The sequence below is a fragment of the Pseudomonas sp. P116 genome (assembly GCF_020149425.1).
In the GTDB taxonomy this organism is placed as follows: Bacteria; Pseudomonadota; Gammaproteobacteria; order Pseudomonadales; family Pseudomonadaceae; genus Aquipseudomonas; species Aquipseudomonas anatoliensis.
Genome location: NZ_JACVHB010000001.1, coordinates 606,006 through 622,343, shown reverse-complemented (window position 1 = coordinate 622,343; position 16,338 = coordinate 606,006). Strand labels below are relative to the sequence as shown.

Here is a 16,338-nt window from a genome sequence, read left to right as displayed (position 1 = left end):
GTTCACTTGAGCAGCTCCCGGCACACGGGTTTGTCGTGGGGCACGCCGAGCAGTTCGCAGACCGTGCCGCAGATTTCGGTCTGCTTGGGGGCGGCGTCTGCGTTGAGGCTGAAGGCGTCACCGAGGACGAACAGCGGCACTTGGCGTTCTTCCGGCAGCAGGCCGTTGTGCGAGCGGTCGTTGTTCATGCCATGGTCGGCGGTCACCAGCACCTGGTAACCCGCGTCGAGCCAGCCCTGCAAATAGTCGGCGAGGATGATGTCGGCCGAGCGCGCGCTGTTGCGGTACTGCGAGCTGTCGAGGCCGTGCTTGTGCCCGGCGTCGTCGATGTTCATCGGGTGGATCAGCAGGAAGTTCGGCGCGTGGCGCAGGCGCAGGTTTTCCGCGTCGGCGAACAGGTGCGAATCCGGGTAGTGATCGTTCCAGTAGAAATGCCCGTGCTGGATCGGCAGCGATGGATCGTCGGTGTGACGGTCGCGTGCGGCCACAAATGGCGAGCGGTTGTACAGCTCACTGACCCAGTGATAAGCCGCTGCGGCAGTTTTCAGGCCGGCGTCGCGGGCGTAGTGATAGATGCTGCGCTGATTGGACAGACGCGAGACGTTGTTGTGGACGATGCCGCTGTCGATGGGCGGCACGCCGGTAAGAATGCATTCATAAAGCGGTCGGGACAGGGCCGGCAACTCGCACTCCAACTGATAGAGCGCGGCGCGTCCTGCGCCAACGTAAGCCTGCAGATGCCCCATGGCGTGGCGCGCGACTTCATGGCTGAGGCCGTCGAGCACGACAAGGATGACGTTGTGCTTCATAGGGGCGTTGACTCCGAAAACCAAACTTGAACCGATTGATGTAGGAGCTGTCGCAGGCTGCGATCTTTTGATCTTGCCCTTTAAAAGCCAAATCAAAAGATCGCAGCCTGCGGCAGCTCCTACAGATGAAGGATTACTTCATCTCTACGATGACTTCTTCGTTCCACTTCTGTGGCAGGGCTTTCGAGGTCTTTTCCCAGGCATCGGCGTCCTTGATCGGGGTGACCTTTTTGTACTGCTCGTTCGGCAGCAGTTTGGCCTTCACGTCTTCCGGCAGTTGCAGGTGTTCGGCACGGATCGGACGCGCATTGCCGCGGGCGAGGTTGGTCTGGCCGGCGTCGCTGAAGATGTATTCGCGGGTCAGCTTGGCGGCGTTGGGGTTTTTCGCGTACTTGTTGATGATGGTGGTGTAGCCGGAAATCACCGAACCGTCGGACGGGATCAGCACCACGTAGTCATCCGGGTTGGCCATCTTGGCTTTGTAGCTTAGGCCGTTGAAGTCCCAGACCACGCCGACTTCGATCTCGCCTTTTTCCATGGTGGCGATGGTCGGGTTGGCCATCGACAGACGACCTTGCTTGGCGATGTCTGCGAACAGCAGCAGGGCAGGCTGGATGTTTTTCTCGTCGCCACCGTTGGCCAGTGCAGCGGCGAGAACGCCGTTGGCGGCTTGTGCGGCGGTGCTCACGTCACCGATGGAAACCTTGTATTTGCCGCCCTTGAGGTCAGCCCATTTGGTTGGCACTTCGGAACCGTGCAGCAGCTTCTTGTTGACGATGAAAGCGATGGTGCCGGTATAGGCCAGGGCCCAGTTGCCGTCCTTGTCCTTGGCCCAGTCCGGGATTTGATCCCAGGTGCTTGGCTTGTAGGGTTGCACCACGCCTTGCTTGACCGCGATCGGGCCGAAGGCCGCACCGACGTCGCCGATGTCAGCGCTGGCGTTGTCTTTTTCTGCGGCGAACTTGGCGATTTCCTGGGCCGAGCTCATGTCGGTGTCGATGTGTTTCAGGCCGTAATTCTTGGCAAGGTCTGCCCAGGTGCCTTTCCAGTTGGCCCAGTCATCGGGCATGCCGACGCTGTTGACGGCGCCTTCCGCTTTCGCAGCGGCTTCGAGGGTTTTCAGATCGGTGTCGGCTGCCATGGCGGCGGTGCACATAGCAATGGTCGAGCCTAACAGTGTTGCCAGGAAAAGCTGTTTCATTCCGAAGCTCCTTGGTCGTGTTCAACGCTGCGATTGCGGTTTGTGTTGGTCTAGGTCAGCAATACCTGAGCCAATTTAAGGGGACTGGATGACACTTTGATGTCGGTGGCCTTGCGTCAGGCCTTTTATTTGCCCGGTTTTGGCGGCTGCTCGATAAGCGTAGACCATGCCCAAAGCCCCGGAGGGCAGGGATTTGGCCGATGTATTGCAAGTCGTGAGTGCGACCGTTGAGCAGTTTTGTCATCTCTCGGTCATCTGCACTGCCTAGGCTTGCAGCACATGGAAACGGCGTGATCGTCGTGCAGTCTTGCCCCGAAACAGTGCTGGTCTAGTCCAGATAGGTAACGTTGATGCGCGATGAGGCAACAAAAGCGGTGACAGCGATTGGCCAGGTGTTGCAGGAGCAACTCGACCACGGACTTTTGGCGCCCGGCAGCAAGTTGCCGGCCGAGCGCAAGCTCAGTGAGTTGTTTGGCACGACGCGGATTACTGTGCGTGAGGCGTTATTGCAATTGGAGGCGCAGGGCCAGATTTATCGTGAGAAGCGGCGGGGCTGGTTCGTTTCGCCGCCGCGTCTGGCGTACAACCTGATGCAGCGCAGCCACTTCCACGCGATGGTCAGTGCGCAGGGGCGGGTACCTTCAACCGAGGTTATTTCGGCCCGATTGCAACCGGCTTCGGCGGCGGTGTGTGCGTGGTTGCAACTGCCGGCGTTGTCGAGTGTGATTCAGATTTGTCGGTCGCGGCGGATTGATGGGCGGCTGGTGCTTTATGTTGAGCATTATTTGAATCCGCAGTTTTTTCCGGGGATTCTGGAGTTTGATTTGAATCAGTCGATTACCGAGTTGTATGCGCGGCATTACGATTTGCACTATGGGCGGGTGCGGTTCGAGATCGTGCCTACGTCGTTGTCGGTGGATGCGGCGGCGGCTTTACGGGTTTCGGTGGGGAGTCCGGGGTTGCGGATTGCTCGGGTCAATTACGATCAGCATGAGCGGTTGATTGATTGTGATCTGGAGTTTTGGCGGCATGATGCGATTCATGTTGGGGTTGATGTTGTTTGAGCGCTTTGGGTTTGAGTGAATATCTGGTGCTTCGGGTGGTGCTGATTAGGGTTCCGCCCTTACGGCGGGTCACTTTTTCCAGACGCCGAAAAAGTAACCAAAAAGGCTTGCTCCTGCGTGCGGCCCGCTCGCTGGGGCTCGGGGTTCCTTCGCTCCGGGATTGATCCGGGGGGCATCGCCTACGGTTTGCTTCGCTGCACCTCCTCTCGATGTGTTCGACTTCGTCGAACGGTCGCTGCGCTCCCACCCCCGGATCAATCCCTCCACTCAGCCTTCCGACGTCGCCCGTGGATCAAGATCAAAAGCGGTACTCGAGCTTGCGCTCATTGTGTTGAGTGGGGCGGCATGCGCCGCGAGCGGGGTGTACTCATTTTCTTGTGGGAGCTGGCTTGCCAGCGATGGCGGCCTGACAGCCGACCAGTTTCTAGCCGCCTGCACACATTTCAATTGTGGGAGCTGGCTTGCCAGCGATGGCGGCCTGACAGCCGACCTGTTGCTTCCGGATGTACTCAATCCAATTGTAGGAGTGAGCCTGCTCGCGAAAGCGCCCCCACATTCACATCAAGCTTATTTGCCCGCTCCCGCATTGGCATACAAATAATCCGTCGCCAACGAGGCCAGTGTCCTCACCCCGACCACCAACGCCGACTCATCGACAAAGAACCCCGGATTGTGATTCGGCGCAGCCTTGCTCATGTCTTGATCCCTTGGCGTCACGCCGAGAAACACAAACAGCCCCGGCGCTTCCTTGGCAAAGAACGAGAAGTCTTCCGCGCCCCCCACCAGCGGTGCATTCACCACATCATCCTTGGCCGCCCATTTCAGTGTCGGCAGCATCTTCTCCGTCAGTGCCGGGTTGTTAATGGTCGGGTCGTATTTTTCGATGATGGTGACGTCGGCTTTCGCGCCACCGCTCTCGGCAATTTTCTCGACGGTCTGGCGTACGTCTGCGTGCAGCTTTTGGCGGATGCCGTAGTCGTACGAGCGGATGGTGCCGGTCATGTCGACCGATTCGGGGATGATGTTGTAGCGCGTGCCGCCATTGATGGTGCCGATGCTGACTACCGACGGATAAGACGAAATATCGGTGCGGCGGCTGACCACGGTTTGCAGGCCGACGATGGTTTGTGCACCGACGGTGATAGGGTCGATGCCGTCCCATGGGCGGCCGGCGTGGGTTTGTTTGCCGAGGATTTTGATACGCAGGTCGTCGGAGCTGGCGAGGGTGGCGCCGGGGCGGTAGGCGATCTTGCCGGCGGGGATGCCGGCCCAGACGTGCAGACCGAAGACGGCATCGGGTTTCGGCGATTTCATCACGCCTTCCTCGACCATCATTTTCGCGCCCCAGGTGTTTTTACCGTCGGGAATGAAGTCGCTTGGGCCTTCTTCGGCCGGTTGGAAGTAGAACACCACGGTGCCGGGCAGGGTGTCGCGCATGGCTGTGAGAATTTTCGCTGTGCTTAGCAGGATTGCGGTGTGGGCGTCGTGGCCGCAGGCGTGCATGACGTCGACTTCTTTGCCGAGGTAGGTGCCTTTTGCTTTGGAGGCGAACGGCAGGTCGGCGACTTCCTTGACTGGCAGGGCGTCCATGTCGGCGCGAAGAGCGACGGTCGGGCCGGGCAGGCCACCCTTGAGGATGGCGACTACGCCGGTGCGGGCGACGCCGGTTTTGACTTCCAGGCCCAGGGCTTTCAGTTGTTTGGCGACCAGTTCCGAGGTGCGTTTTTCCGTGTTGCCCAGTTCCGGGTGGGCGTGGATGTCGCGGCGGGTTTCCAGCAGTTCGGGTTCGAGCTGTCTGGCCTGTGCGGCGATCTGTTCACGGGTGCTTTCCATCGTCGCCGCACTGGCGTGGCTGGCGAACAGAGTGAGCAAAACGGCTTGGGCAATACGTGTCAGCTGCATCGGGCTTCTCCATGGTTATTGTTTTTCTGGCTTCCCTGCCTGTGACCCAAGTGGCGCTGCGAAGTGCTATTCCTTGGGCTGGCCACCACCAGCGGTGATCACTTGTACGCTCATGCGTGGGGTCGCCAGATCCAGCCCCGCCTCATCCAAGTGCCGCTTGAGCGACAAGTTGAACGCCCGCGAAACTTCCCACTGCTTGATCGGCGCAGTCTTGAACCGCGCGCGGAGGATCGCACTGCCGGACTCGAAACTTTCCACGCCTTGAATCTCCAGTGGCGACCAGATGTTGCGACGTTGCAGGGGGTCGGTGCGCATTTTCTGGCCGACGTCGCGCATGAGTTTGATCGCGTCGTCGATTTCCATGTTGTAGGGCACTGCCACGCGGAAGATCGCGTAGCCGAATTCCCGCGAGTAGTTTTTGATGCTTTTGATTTCGCTGAACGGGATGGTGTGGACGATGCCGTCGATGTCACGCAGACGCACGGTGCGGATGGTCAGGCCTTCGACGGTGCCGAGGTGGCCGCCGACGTCGACGTAGTCGTCGATGGCCAGTGAGTCCTCGATGATGATGAACAGGCCAGTGATCAAGTCCGCGACCAGTGACTGCGCGCCGAAACCGATGGCCAGACCGATGACACCGGCACCGGCCAGCAGTGGCGTGACGTTCATGCCCATGTTCGCCAGGGCGACGATCAGCGCAATGATGAAAATCGTTACGAACAGCACGTTGCGGATCAGCGGCATCATGGTTTGCGCGCGTGCGTTGGCCAGGCCTTTGCGTGAGCGGGTGAGGGCGTGGTGCACGGCGGTGTCGGCGAGGATCCAGATCAGCCAGGAGAAAATCAGCGTGCCGATCAGGCTGAACAGTTTGACGCTGATGTCATGGCCGTCACCTTCGGCGAAACCGATCAGCGACTGGCCCCAGACGCGCAGGCCGAGTTCGATGAATACCAGCCACACGAACAGGTGCGCGAGGGTATAGAAGAAGTTTTTCAGGCGCTCGGAATAGAGCGCGTGACGTTTCGGCCCGCGTTGCGGTTTGAGTGAGTGACGGCGGACGAGGCCGTTTATCACCATGCACAACACCAACAGCACGGTGCAGATCAGCGACTGGCGCAGCGCGGTGCTGGTGTCGCCGGCGGAGACGAAAGTGGCGAACAGCGAGATGCCGACCAGCACCAGCGCCGGCACGTACCAGAAGGTGCCGAGGATTTCGATGGTGTCGCTGAGGGCGCGGCGGGTCAGGCGACGGGACAACGGCTGGTTGCGAATCAGGTGCGCAATCGGCCGGCGAAAACGCAGGATGAACAACCCGGTCGACAGCGCAGCGAGGACATTGGCGATCGTCGCGGCGGTGTGCGCCAGATGCACGCCGAGCCCTTCGATCAGTCGCGGGTCGCTCAGGGCTTCACCGAATGCGGCGAAGCTGCCGATCAGCCACAGTGGCCGAAACGCCTGGTGGCGCAGGATGTACAACGCGCGATGGCGGTGCGGGCCGTCGAGCAGGGAAAAAGCGATGACGCAGATTGCCGAGAAGCAGGTGCCGACCACCAGCGCATAGGCCAAGAGCATCGCCAGACTTTTACCCAGCGACGATGGCAGCGCGTAGCTCATGTAAACGGTGATCACCAGGGCGATCAGCCACGGCCCGAGTTTGCGCAAAGCGAAGCGCAACATGTCGAGGGCCTTGGGGTGTTGCGGCAGTTCTTCGGTGAGGCCGAAGCGCATGCGTACGCGATGACCGAGCCAGATCAGCGCGGCGGCGAGCAGGCTCCAGACCATCAGAATAATGGCGAAGGCAAAGATGATCGGCAGCCATTCACTGGCCGGCAGTATCAGCGCCTTGAACTCATCCTTGGCCAGTTCGAACTCGTTGGACCAGCGCGTCACCGGGCTGTCGGCGCCGGAAAACTGTTTCTCGAAACTGGTCAGTGTGCCGCCAATCAGGCCGAGCACGCCTTGTTCGGGTGAGGCCTGGGCTTTTTTCGTGGCGTCGCGAAGTTTCTTCAGGTCGGTCAGCAACTGTGCGCGTTGCTTGTCGTTTTCCAGCGACTTGATGACTTCGTCGAGGGACTGGCCGAGCGGTTCCTGGGCCTCGGGCTGCGCCTTGCTGGTGTTGAGCAGGCCCGGCAGACCGACCGCGTGGGCAGGCGCCACTGGCAGCAACGTCATCAGGCAGATGAGGAAAATACAGGGCAGAGCAAACAGACGAGCAAACACTAGGCGGTCAACCTCGCAAGGGGCGGATTCGCTGAAGTGTACGAGCCCGCCGAAAGCATTGCGAGCCGGGCACGGGTTTATTCGTTGAGTTTGGCGAGGATCTTGTAAATCACGGTGGCGAGGATCGTCAGCATGCCGATCCACATCGCGAACACACCCGCGTTCTTGTCGCGGAAGTTGAAGCCGATGGCCAGCAGGATCATTCCGCACAGGATGGGAATGAGCATGGCGTGGAAAGAGGACATCGAGATCATGGTGACTGCCTTGTCGAAATGAATGATGTAAGTCTAGGCCGCTTTCGGTCACGCGGTGTTGATCTATGTAGGAGCTGCCGCAGGCTGCGATCTTTTGATCTTTAAAAACCAGATCAAAAGATCGTCCGATCGCGGCCCGAGCCTTCGGCAGCTCCTACAGGGGGGGACGGTCGTCGCGCAGGATTACGGCAACTCGCGGCAGGCGTAGAACGCGCTCAGCACTTTGACCAGGTGCGCCAGGTCATGGCTGCCGCACAGTTCGCGGATCGAGTGCATGGCGAACGTCGGCAGGCCGATGTCGACGGTGCGCACGCCCAGGTGGCTGGCGGTGATCGGGCCGATGGTCGAGCCGCAGCCCATGTCGCTGCGCACCACGAAGCTTTGCACCGGTACTTCTTCGGCCATGCACAGATGACGGAAGAACCCGGCGGTTTCGCTGTTGGTGGCGTAGCGCTGGTTGCTGTTGACCTTGATCACCGGGCCGGCGTTGAGTTTCGGGCCGTGGTTGGCGTCGTGCTTCTCGGCGTAGTTCGGGTGCACGCCGTGGGCGTTGTCGGCCGAAACAAGCAGGGACTTCTGAATGGTGCGGACGAACTCGTCACCTTCGGGCAGCAGACGGCGCAGGGTCTGTTCGAGCATCGGGCCGTCGGCACCGCAGGCCGAGCAGGAGCCGACTTCTTCGTGGTCGTTGGCGACCAGCACGCAGGTCTCGTCGGTTTCGGCAGTGAGCAAGGCTTGCAGGCCGGCGTAGCACGACAGCAGGTTGTCGAGTCGCGCGCCGGCGATGAAGTCACCGTTCAGGCCAATGACTGCAGCACTTTGCGTGTCGTAGAAACTCAGCTCGTAATCAAGCACGACGTCGGCGTTCAGACCGTGTTCGCGAGCCAGTTGATCGGTGAGCACGGCACGGAAATCGACGCGCTCGTCACCGGCGAACTGCGCAAGAATCGGCGGCAATTCGGTCTGGGCATTGATCGCCCAGCCCATGTTGGCTTCACGGTTCAGGTGAATAGCCAGGTTGGGGATGATCGCGATGGGCGCCTTGAAGTCGATCAACTGGCTTTCGACTTTGCCGTCGCGGCGGAAGGTTACGCGGCCGGCCAGCGAGAGGTCGCGGTCGAACCACGGCGCCAGCAGCGCACCACCGTAGACTTCAACGCCCAGTTGCCAGAAGCCCTGACGTTGCAGTTCCGGTTGCGGCTTGACCCGCAGGCACGGGCTGTCGGTGTGCGCGCCAACCAGACGGATGCCACCGTGCAGCGGCGAGTTGCGGCCCATTTTGATCGCGACAATCGAGGAGTCATTGCGGGTGACGTAGTAGCGGCCGTTGGCCTCGGTGGTCCAAGGCTCGCGCTCGTCGAGGCGCACAAAACCGGCAGCCTCCAGACGTTGCACCAGGCTGGCGGTAGCGTGGAACGGGGTAGGGGAGGCCTTGAGGAAGTCGATCAGGCCTTGGTTCAGCTCTTCGCGCATAAGAAGCTCCAGACAGCAATGGGCGGGAGTTTAACGCATTGACCAGGGAATTGAATCTGAAGTGGATCCCTGTAGGAGCTGCCGCAGGCTGCGATCTTTTGATCTTTTTTTTGATTTACGAAACACAAGATCAAAAGATCGCAGCCTGCGGCAGCTCCTACATGGGGTTTGTCAGAACGGGGCCGGGCACTCGAAGCGCAGGCGTTCGCCGGTTTGCGGATGGGTGAAGCTGAGCATGCTCGCGTGCAGGCACAGGCGTGGCCAGGCGGCGAGCGCTTGCTCGTGTGCGTAGAGACCGTCACCGAGCAGCGGATGACCGATCGACAGCATGTGCACGCGCAACTGGTGCGAACGGCCGGTGATCGGCGTCAGCTCGACGCGACACCAGTCGCCACAACGCTCCAGCACACGCCAGAAGGTCAGCGCATGTTTGCCGAATTCGTGATCGACCACGTGACGTGGCTTGGTTGGCGGATCGTAGCGCAGCGGCAAGTCGATGCTGCCACTGTCCAGTTCTGGCTGACCCCAGGCCAACGCGGTGTAGGCCTTTTCCGTTTCGCGGTCGTGAAACTGGCGCGACAGTTCGCGGTGAGTGTCGGCGTCACGGGCGAGCAGAATGATCCCCGAGGTTTCCCAGTCCAGACGGTGCACGATGCGTGCTTCCGGGTAGCCGTTTTCCTGCAGACGGGTAATCAGGCAGTCCTTGTTGTCGTCGGCGCGGCCGGGAACCGAGAGCAGCAGGGTCGGCTTGTTCACCACCAGTACGGCGGCGTCCTGATGGAGGATGTGGATGTTGGACAACGGCATTAAAACAGCCTCGTAACAAATGCCAACGGCGGCTCAAAACCACTGACAACTCCTGTAGGACCTGCCGAAGGCTGCGATCTTTTGATCTTCTTAACGACAAGATCAAAAGATCGCAGCCTTCGGCAGGTCCTACACGAGCATCAACAGTCCGAGCCGCCGTGGCGACTGCCGGATCGACTTAACGATCAGGCAGGGTGATGTTGAGTTCCAGAATCGAGCAACTGCCCTGGCTTTCCAGTGCAACATGTACGTCGTCGTTACCGATGTTGACGTACTTGCGGATCACGTCGACCAGTTCCTTTTGCAAGGCTGGCAAATAATCCGGCGTGCTGCGCTGGCCGCGCTCATGCGCCACGATGATCTGTAGACGCTCTTTCGCTACCGAGGCGGTACTTGGCTTTTTGTTGGCACGAAAGAAGTCAAAAAGGTTCATTACCTACCTCCAAACAGGCGCTCGAAGAATCCCTTCTTCGTAACATCGAGGAAACGATGTTCTTTTTCTTTGCCCAGCAGACGATCAACGGCATCGCTGTAGGCCTGACCGGCATCGCTCTGGTCGTCGAGAATAACCGGGACACCCGAGTTGGAAGCCTTCAGGACAGCCTGGGATTCCGGGATGACACCCAGCAGGGTCACTGCCAGAATTTCCTTCACGTCTTCAACACCCAGCATTTCGCCATCACTGACACGCTGCGGGTTGTAACGGGTCAGCAGCAGGTGTTCCTTGATCGGCTCTTCGCCTTGTTCGGCACGACGCGACTTGCTGGCCAACAGGCCGAGCATGCGGTCGGAGTCACGTACCGAGGACACTTCCGGGTTGGTCACGATGATCGCTTCGTCGGCGAAATACATCGCCAGGTGTGCACCTTTCTCGATGCCCGCCGGGGAGTCGCACACCACGAAGTCAAAGTCAGCCTTGAGTTGCATCAGGACTTTTTCCACGCCTTCGACGGTCAGCGCGTCTTTGTCGCGGGTCTGACTGGCGGCCAGTACGTAGAGGTTTTCCAGGCGCTTGTCTTTGATCAGGGCCTGTTGCAGGTTGGCTTCGCCGTTGACCACGTTGACGAAGTCATACACCACGCGGCGCTCGCAACCCATGATCAGGTCAAGGTTACGCAAGCCCACGTCGAAGTCGACGATCACTGTTTTGTGGCCGCGCAGAGCGAGGCCGGTACCGATAGCGGCGCTGGTGGTGGTCTTACCCACACCACCCTTGCCGGATGTAACCACGAGAATCTTGGCCAAGGTGTTTCACCCCTAAGGAAGAAGGACTGTTTAGCCCCTGAAAAACATCTCTTGAAAACTACTGCAGTCGGACAGCCTTGGCTGGAATTTGGCTTTTGGCCTTTTTCCTACTTCGTTTGAGCCGTTTTCGCTACGTTTTAGAGATGCTTGGAAAATGCGGCAGTATCCGTTAAAGCCGAATGATGTTCAACACGTCGCCCGACAGGCTGACCTGTACGCCCGAGCCCCACATGGGGTCGCGACGCAAATCTTCGGAAACCTTGTAATGACCGGCGATGGAGATCAGTTCAGCGCTCAATTGCTGACAGAAAATCCGTGCCTTGGTGTCGCCCTTCACGCCGGCCAGCGCACGGCCACGCATCGGGCCGTATACATGGATGTTGCCATCGGCGAGAAGTTCCGCGCCCGGACTGACCGACGAAACCACAACCAGATCGCCACCCTGGGCATATATCTGTTGGCCACCACGCACTGGCGTAGTGATGACACGGGTCGGTTTGATGGTCGGCTCTGGCGGTTTTTCCGGCTTCTTTTTGACTTCGGGTTCCGGGGCTTCCAGCGGTCGCTCACGGGCGCCGGACGGCGGCAGCACCGGGATGTCGATGGCGATGGCGGCGGCGATGTCTTCGATGCGGCTGGCGCGAATCGCCAAGGTGCGCAGGCCATGTTGACGGCACACGCGCATCAGCCCCGGCAGATCGACGGCGCCTTCGCCGGGCGGCAGTTTGTCCAGCGCCAGGACCAGCGGTGCATTGCTGAAAAAATTGGGCGCCTGTGCGACTTTGGCGGCCAGTTGCCGATCAAGGCTTTCGAGGTCGTTGCGGGACAACTCCAGCACGGTAATGGCCAGCATGCTGCCCTTCAACTGGAACACGGGATCTTGGTCTGGCGATTGGATTTGGCTCATATCGGCATACAACGGCTTGTCACTAAAAGTGCCGAGACTTATAACGAGAACGCCCGCGAGCCGCAAGCCGGGTCGAACGATGTAGAATGCGCGGCCACTGTATTTACGGAAGCTTTAATGGATCGCCCGCGTTTTCGAAAAGCATTTCTTGCTCCACGCTTCTGGCCGCTCTGGTGCGGTCTGGGGCTTTTGTGGCTGATCGTGCAGTTGCCGTATCCGGCACTGCTGACCATCGGTCGAGTTTTGGGCGCGTTGATGTATCGCGTGGCCGGCGACCGGCGGCGCATCGCCAAACGCAATCTGGAATTGTGCTTCCCGGAAAAGTCCGCCGCCGAGCGCAAACGCCTGCTCAAGGAAAACTTTGCCTCTACCGGCATCGCCTTTTTTGAAATGGCGATGAGCTGGTGGTGGTCCCGCGAGCGCCTTGCAAAACTGGCGCACATCGAAGGCCTTGAACATTTGCAGCAGGCCCAGCGCGAAGGTAAAGGCGTGATTCTGATGGCGGCGCATTTCACCACTCTGGAAATCGGCGCGGCGCTGCTCGGCCAGCAACACACCATCGACGGCATGTACCGCGAACACAAGAATCCGTTGTTCGATTTTGTTCAGCGTCGTGGGCGCGAGCGGCACAATCTCGATTCGCTGGCGGTGGAGCGCGACGACGTGCGCGGCATGCTCAAGTTGCTGCGCTCAGGCCGGGCGATCTGGTACGCGCCGGATCAGGATTACGGCGCCAAGCAGAGCATCTTCGTGCCGCTGTTCGGCATTCAGGCGGCGACTGTGACCGCGACCAGCAAGTTTGCACGGTTGGGCAAAGCGTTGGTGGTGCCGTTCACTCAGGAGCGTCTGGCCGACGGCAGCGGTTACCGCATGGTGATCCATCCGCCGCTGGAAGGTTTCCCCGGTGAGACCGAAGAGGCCGACTGCATCCGCATCAATCAGTGGGTCGAGAGCGCGCTGCGGGCCTGCCCCGAGCAATACCTGTGGGCGCATCGCCGCTTCAAGAGCCGTCCGCCGGGCGAGCCGAAGTTGTACGCCAAACGCGGTTGATTGACCCATCCCCCTAAGCACCATGGAGTGTTGCGATGAGCCCTGCTGAACCGGTCACAGGTTTGATTCTTTCCGGCGGCGGGGCTCGGGCGGCGTATCAGGTAGGGGTGTTGGCGGCGATTGCAGAGTTGCTGCCATTGGGCGCGGACAATCCCTTTCCAGTGATCGTCGGCACGTCGGCCGGGGCGATCAACGCGGTCAGCCTGGCCAGCGGTGCCACCGATTTTCGCGCCGCCATCGAGCGCCTCACACTGTTCTGGCAGGGCTTTCGCAGCCATCGTGTGCTACGCAGTGACTGGCCTGGCGTGATCCGGCAGGCCAGTCGGTTTGTCAGCCATAGTTTGCTCGGCATCGGTCGACAGATGCCGGTGGCGCTGCTCAACAGTTCGCCGCTGCGTGAACTGCTCAATGAAAAACTGCACCTGCCCGGCATCGCCGAATCCATCGCGCAAAAGCAATTGCGCGCCGTGGCGGTGACCGCATTCGGCTACGAATCGGGGCAGGCGGTGACGTTCTATCAGGGCGGTGGCGTAATCGATGCGTGGCTGCGTCATCGACGCATTGGCGTGCCGACGCAGTTGTCGGTGGAGCATCTGTTGGCCAGTTCGGCGATTCCGTTGCTGTTCGCCCCGGTGAAGATCGGCGAGGAGTATTTCGGCGACGGCGCGGTACGCCAATCGGCGCCGATCAGCCCGGCGCTGCACTTGGGCGCGACTCGCGTGCTGGTGGTGGGCGTCAGCGGCAACCCGCGCGGGGTTGATCCGCAGCAGCCGCTGGAACGCACCTACACCGGTCAGCAGCCGACGCTGGCGCAGATCGGCGGGCACATGCTCAACAGCACGTTCATTGACAGTCTGGAGAGCGACATCGAGTTGCTTGAGCGCTTGAACCAGTTCAGTCACCTGATGCCCGATGGCACGCCGACCCGCGCATTAGGCGTGGCGCCGGTGGAGGTGCTGGTGATTTCGCCAAGTCAGCCGATCGATGAGATCGCGGCGCGGCATCGCCAGGAATTGCCGGCGGCGTTGCGCTTGTTCTTGCGTGGGCCGGGTGCGACCAAGACGAGTGGGGCAGGGGTGTTGAGTTATCTGCTGTTCGAGGCGGGGTATTGCAGTGAGCTGATTGATCTGGGGCGGCGGGATGCGTTGGCCAAGCGTGAGGAGTTGTGCCGGTTTCTCGGGCTATCCGAGGTGATGGTTCCGGCCTGAGATCGGTGGTGCGGCCAATCGCTGGCAAGCCAGCTACCACAGGTTTTGTGTCAGATTCAAATTGTATGAACGACACAAATCCCTGTGAGAGCCAGCCTGCTGGCGATGCTTTAAAGCAAAAGATCGCAGCCATCGGCAGCTCCTACAGAGGAATGCGGTCCCCTGTAGGAGCTGGCGAAGCCTGCGATCTTTTGATCTTTATCAGAAGTGGAACTTCACCAGGAAGTTGGTCACGCTCTGATTGGTCTTGAACGCACCGGTGTCGTCGATGCCGTACTTGTCTTTCCAGTAGTCGTACTCAATACCGACATACAACTGCTTCTCGCCATAACTCAGCGCCTTGCCCAGGTCGTATTTGACCTGTGGGTTGAAGTGCAGGTTGGCGTGGTAGTCGCCTTTGGAGTTGGAATCGTTGTCGGTCACCCAGTCCATATAGCCGTCGATCAGGATGTTCGAATTGCCCACCGGCACGGTGTAGGACCAGACCGGCGTGATCTGCCAGACGTTGTCACCGGCGCGCGAGCCTTCGGTGTGACGCTGGTAGAAGTTCAGCTGGAAGTAGTCGAAGCCCGGGATGGCCAGGTCGAAACCCGGACCAATCAGGTACGACTCGGTGTCACCCTCGCCGAACTCGTAAGTCATCGCCAGCAGGACGTCTTTGATCGGGCCGAACTCGATCTTCTGGTCGAGAACCTTGCCCAGCGAGATGCGTGGCTGGAACTCGCCGTAGTAGGTGTTCGGACCGTTGTTGAAGTCCTTTTCACCGTTGTAGAAGATCTTGTCGAGGAAGAAGAAGTTGTCCCCGTACTTCCACCCGTCAGCGTGTTCAAAGGTGACGGTCTGCTGGATGCGCGGGTTGACCTGGAAGTCCTTGCCATAAAGGTAGGTCAGGCTGTTGTCCTGCCATTGCAGGAGGCCTTCGGCCATGGCCTGCCCCCCGGCCAGCAAGGATCCCGCAAGCATCAGGCTGGTGCACATACGTTTCATTCGGTTGCTCCCAAAGTAGGTGTTCCACGTTTATTTTTTTTGATCGGCGCTCTGGTGTGGCGCCTTTTTTCGTTGCTGCAAAAAGTCATCCGATCGGTCAGCTTGTTTGCTGTTAGCAAGAGCTGAGCCAAGGCTTTTCGAAAAGCAAAAAAACGCCCTTCGGCTGCTGAAAAACAGTCGATTGAGCGTGTTTTCGGGATGCCTCGGTACTGGCCGGGGCCGGGATAAGTTGGCTTTTCGGTCAGGAATTAAATCCGGGCTTTTTTTTAGACCGAATTCAAGAGGCCGCGGAGAATACTGACTCCTCGGCCAGCTCTCAAGTGCCCCGCAACAGAGCACCGACGACAGGCATGGGGCACGGTTGCGGGCCATCTCAGAAGTGCACCTTCACCAGCAGGCTGGCGGTGTTCTGATTGGTGTCGAAGTTATGGCTGTTTTCGACGCCGTATTTGTTCTTCCAGTAGCTGTATTCGGTGCCGACATACAGCTGCTTCTGACTCCAGCCCAGGGCTTTGCCCAAGTCATATTTGATCTGCGGATTGATGTGCAGGTTGGCGTGGTAGGTGCCGCGCGAGTTCTCATCGTTGTCGACCACCCAGTCCAGATAACCGTCGATCAACAGGTCGGAATTGCCTACCGGAATGCTGTAGGACCAGCCGGGCGTGATCTGCCAGACGCCATCGCCGGGGCGTGGGCCTTCGGTCTGGCGGCGGAAGATGTTCAGGGTGACGTAATTGAAGCCAGGCACTTTGAGGTCGAAGCCGGGGCCGATCAGGTAGGCCTCGCTTTCACCTTCGCCGTATTCGTAGGTCATCGCCAGCAGTACATCCTTGATCGGGCCGAACTCGATTTTCTGGTCGAAGATCTTGCCGAACGAGAAGCGCGGAGTGAATTCACCGTAGAACGCGTGCGGGCCTTTGTTCGCGTCTTCTTTGCCGTTGTAGAAGATCTTGTCGACGAACAGAAAGTTGTCGCCGTACTTCCACTTGTCGGCGTGCTCGAAGGTCACCGTTTGCTGGATCGACGGGTTGATCGCGAAATTCTTGCCGTACAGGTAGCTGAGGCTGTTGGTCTGCCAGAGCAATAAATCGCCGGCCATGGCCTGGGATGCGGCGAGCAGGCCGCCGCTCAATAGCAAACTCGATTGCGTGCGAATCATCTGTTGCTCCCTCTTGTTTTTATTTTTAAGGCGCAGAGTTGTCTGACCCCTG

15 protein-coding genes are annotated in these 16,338 nt (G+C 59.6%); 3 read left to right on the top strand and 12 right to left on the bottom strand.

Going from position 1 to position 16,338, the window contains the following annotated elements:
* Window positions 1–2: 2 nt before the first annotated feature.
* Entirely contained in the window at window positions 3–809 is an 807-nt protein-coding gene (locus ICA15_RS03110) for an alkaline phosphatase family protein (protein ID WP_210553645.1), read from the bottom strand.
* A 133-nt stretch (window positions 810–942) separates the two neighbouring features.
* Complete coding sequence (locus ICA15_RS03105) at window positions 943–2,010, bottom strand: ABC transporter substrate-binding protein (RefSeq protein WP_150601271.1); 1,068 nt, start codon at window positions 2,008–2,010, stop codon at window positions 943–945.
* 350 nt (window positions 2,011–2,360) lie between these two features.
* On the opposite strand from ICA15_RS03105, the gene ICA15_RS03100 reads away from it, so the two are divergent.
* Window positions 2,361–3,074, top strand: coding sequence for a UTRA domain-containing protein (locus ICA15_RS03100; protein ID WP_210553644.1), 714 nt, complete (start codon window positions 2,361–2,363; stop codon window positions 3,072–3,074).
* Between the two features lie 567 nt (window positions 3,075–3,641).
* On the opposite strand, the gene ICA15_RS03095 is transcribed toward ICA15_RS03100, so the two are convergent.
* The 8 genes from ICA15_RS03095 to minC form a co-directional block, all read right to left on the bottom strand.
* Window positions 3,642–4,976: an amidohydrolase gene (locus tag ICA15_RS03095; RefSeq protein ID WP_210553643.1), complete on the bottom strand. Its 1,335-nt coding sequence runs from the start codon at window positions 4,974–4,976 to the stop codon at window positions 3,642–3,644.
* A 66-nt stretch (window positions 4,977–5,042) separates the two neighbouring features.
* Window positions 5,043–7,196 (bottom strand): mechanosensitive ion channel family protein, encoded by a 2,154-nt coding sequence (locus tag ICA15_RS03090; protein WP_150618537.1) that lies wholly within the window; start codon window positions 7,194–7,196, stop codon window positions 5,043–5,045.
* A 77-nt stretch (window positions 7,197–7,273) separates the two neighbouring features.
* Entirely contained in the window at window positions 7,274–7,450 is a 177-nt protein-coding gene (locus tag ICA15_RS03085) for a hypothetical protein (RefSeq protein WP_191627743.1), read from the bottom strand.
* Window positions 7,451–7,633: 183 nt separating this feature from the next.
* Window positions 7,634–8,923 (bottom strand): M18 family aminopeptidase, encoded by a 1,290-nt coding sequence (locus ICA15_RS03080; protein ID WP_150601274.1) that lies wholly within the window; start codon window positions 8,921–8,923, stop codon window positions 7,634–7,636.
* A 171-nt stretch (window positions 8,924–9,094) separates the two neighbouring features.
* Window positions 9,095–9,730 carry an RluA family pseudouridine synthase gene (locus ICA15_RS03075; RefSeq protein WP_016982865.1) on the bottom strand — a complete coding sequence of 212 codons (636 nt, stop codon included), beginning with the start codon at window positions 9,728–9,730 and terminating at the stop codon, window positions 9,095–9,097.
* A gap of 178 nt (window positions 9,731–9,908) precedes the next feature.
* Window positions 9,909–10,163 carry a cell division topological specificity factor MinE gene (gene minE / locus ICA15_RS03070; protein ID WP_003223146.1) on the bottom strand — a complete coding sequence of 85 codons (255 nt, stop codon included), beginning with the start codon at window positions 10,161–10,163 and terminating at the stop codon, window positions 9,909–9,911.
* Window positions 10,163–10,975 carry a septum site-determining protein MinD gene (gene minD, locus ICA15_RS03065; protein WP_042558418.1) on the bottom strand — a complete coding sequence of 271 codons (813 nt, stop codon included), beginning with the start codon at window positions 10,973–10,975 and terminating at the stop codon, window positions 10,163–10,165. The genes minE and minD overlap by 1 nt, the downstream gene beginning before the upstream one ends.
* Window positions 10,976–11,144: 169 nt before the next feature.
* The gene (minC, locus tag ICA15_RS03060) at window positions 11,145–11,882 is read right to left on the bottom strand and encodes a septum site-determining protein MinC (protein ID WP_150601275.1); all 738 of its coding nucleotides are present in this window, start codon (window positions 11,880–11,882) and stop codon (window positions 11,145–11,147) included.
* 117 nt (window positions 11,883–11,999) lie between these two features.
* Here minC and ICA15_RS03055 point away from each other — a divergent pair, with 117 nt between their 5' ends.
* A complete protein-coding gene (locus tag ICA15_RS03055) occupies window positions 12,000–12,932 on the top strand; it encodes a lipid A biosynthesis lauroyl acyltransferase (RefSeq protein WP_042558420.1) in 933 nt (310 codons plus the stop codon).
* A gap of 35 nt (window positions 12,933–12,967) precedes the next feature.
* Window positions 12,968–14,140 carry a patatin-like phospholipase family protein gene (locus ICA15_RS03050; RefSeq protein ID WP_210553642.1) on the top strand — a complete coding sequence of 391 codons (1,173 nt, stop codon included), beginning with the start codon at window positions 12,968–12,970 and terminating at the stop codon, window positions 14,138–14,140.
* A gap of 201 nt (window positions 14,141–14,341) precedes the next feature.
* On the opposite strand, the gene ICA15_RS03045 is transcribed toward ICA15_RS03050, so the two are convergent.
* Complete coding sequence (locus tag ICA15_RS03045; protein WP_150601278.1) at window positions 14,342–15,127, bottom strand: outer membrane protein OmpK; 786 nt, start codon at window positions 15,125–15,127, stop codon at window positions 14,342–14,344.
* A 373-nt stretch (window positions 15,128–15,500) separates the two neighbouring features.
* Window positions 15,501–16,286, bottom strand: coding sequence for an outer membrane protein OmpK (locus ICA15_RS03040; protein ID WP_150618539.1), 786 nt, complete (start codon window positions 16,284–16,286; stop codon window positions 15,501–15,503).
* Window positions 16,287–16,338: the final 52 nt, after the last annotated feature.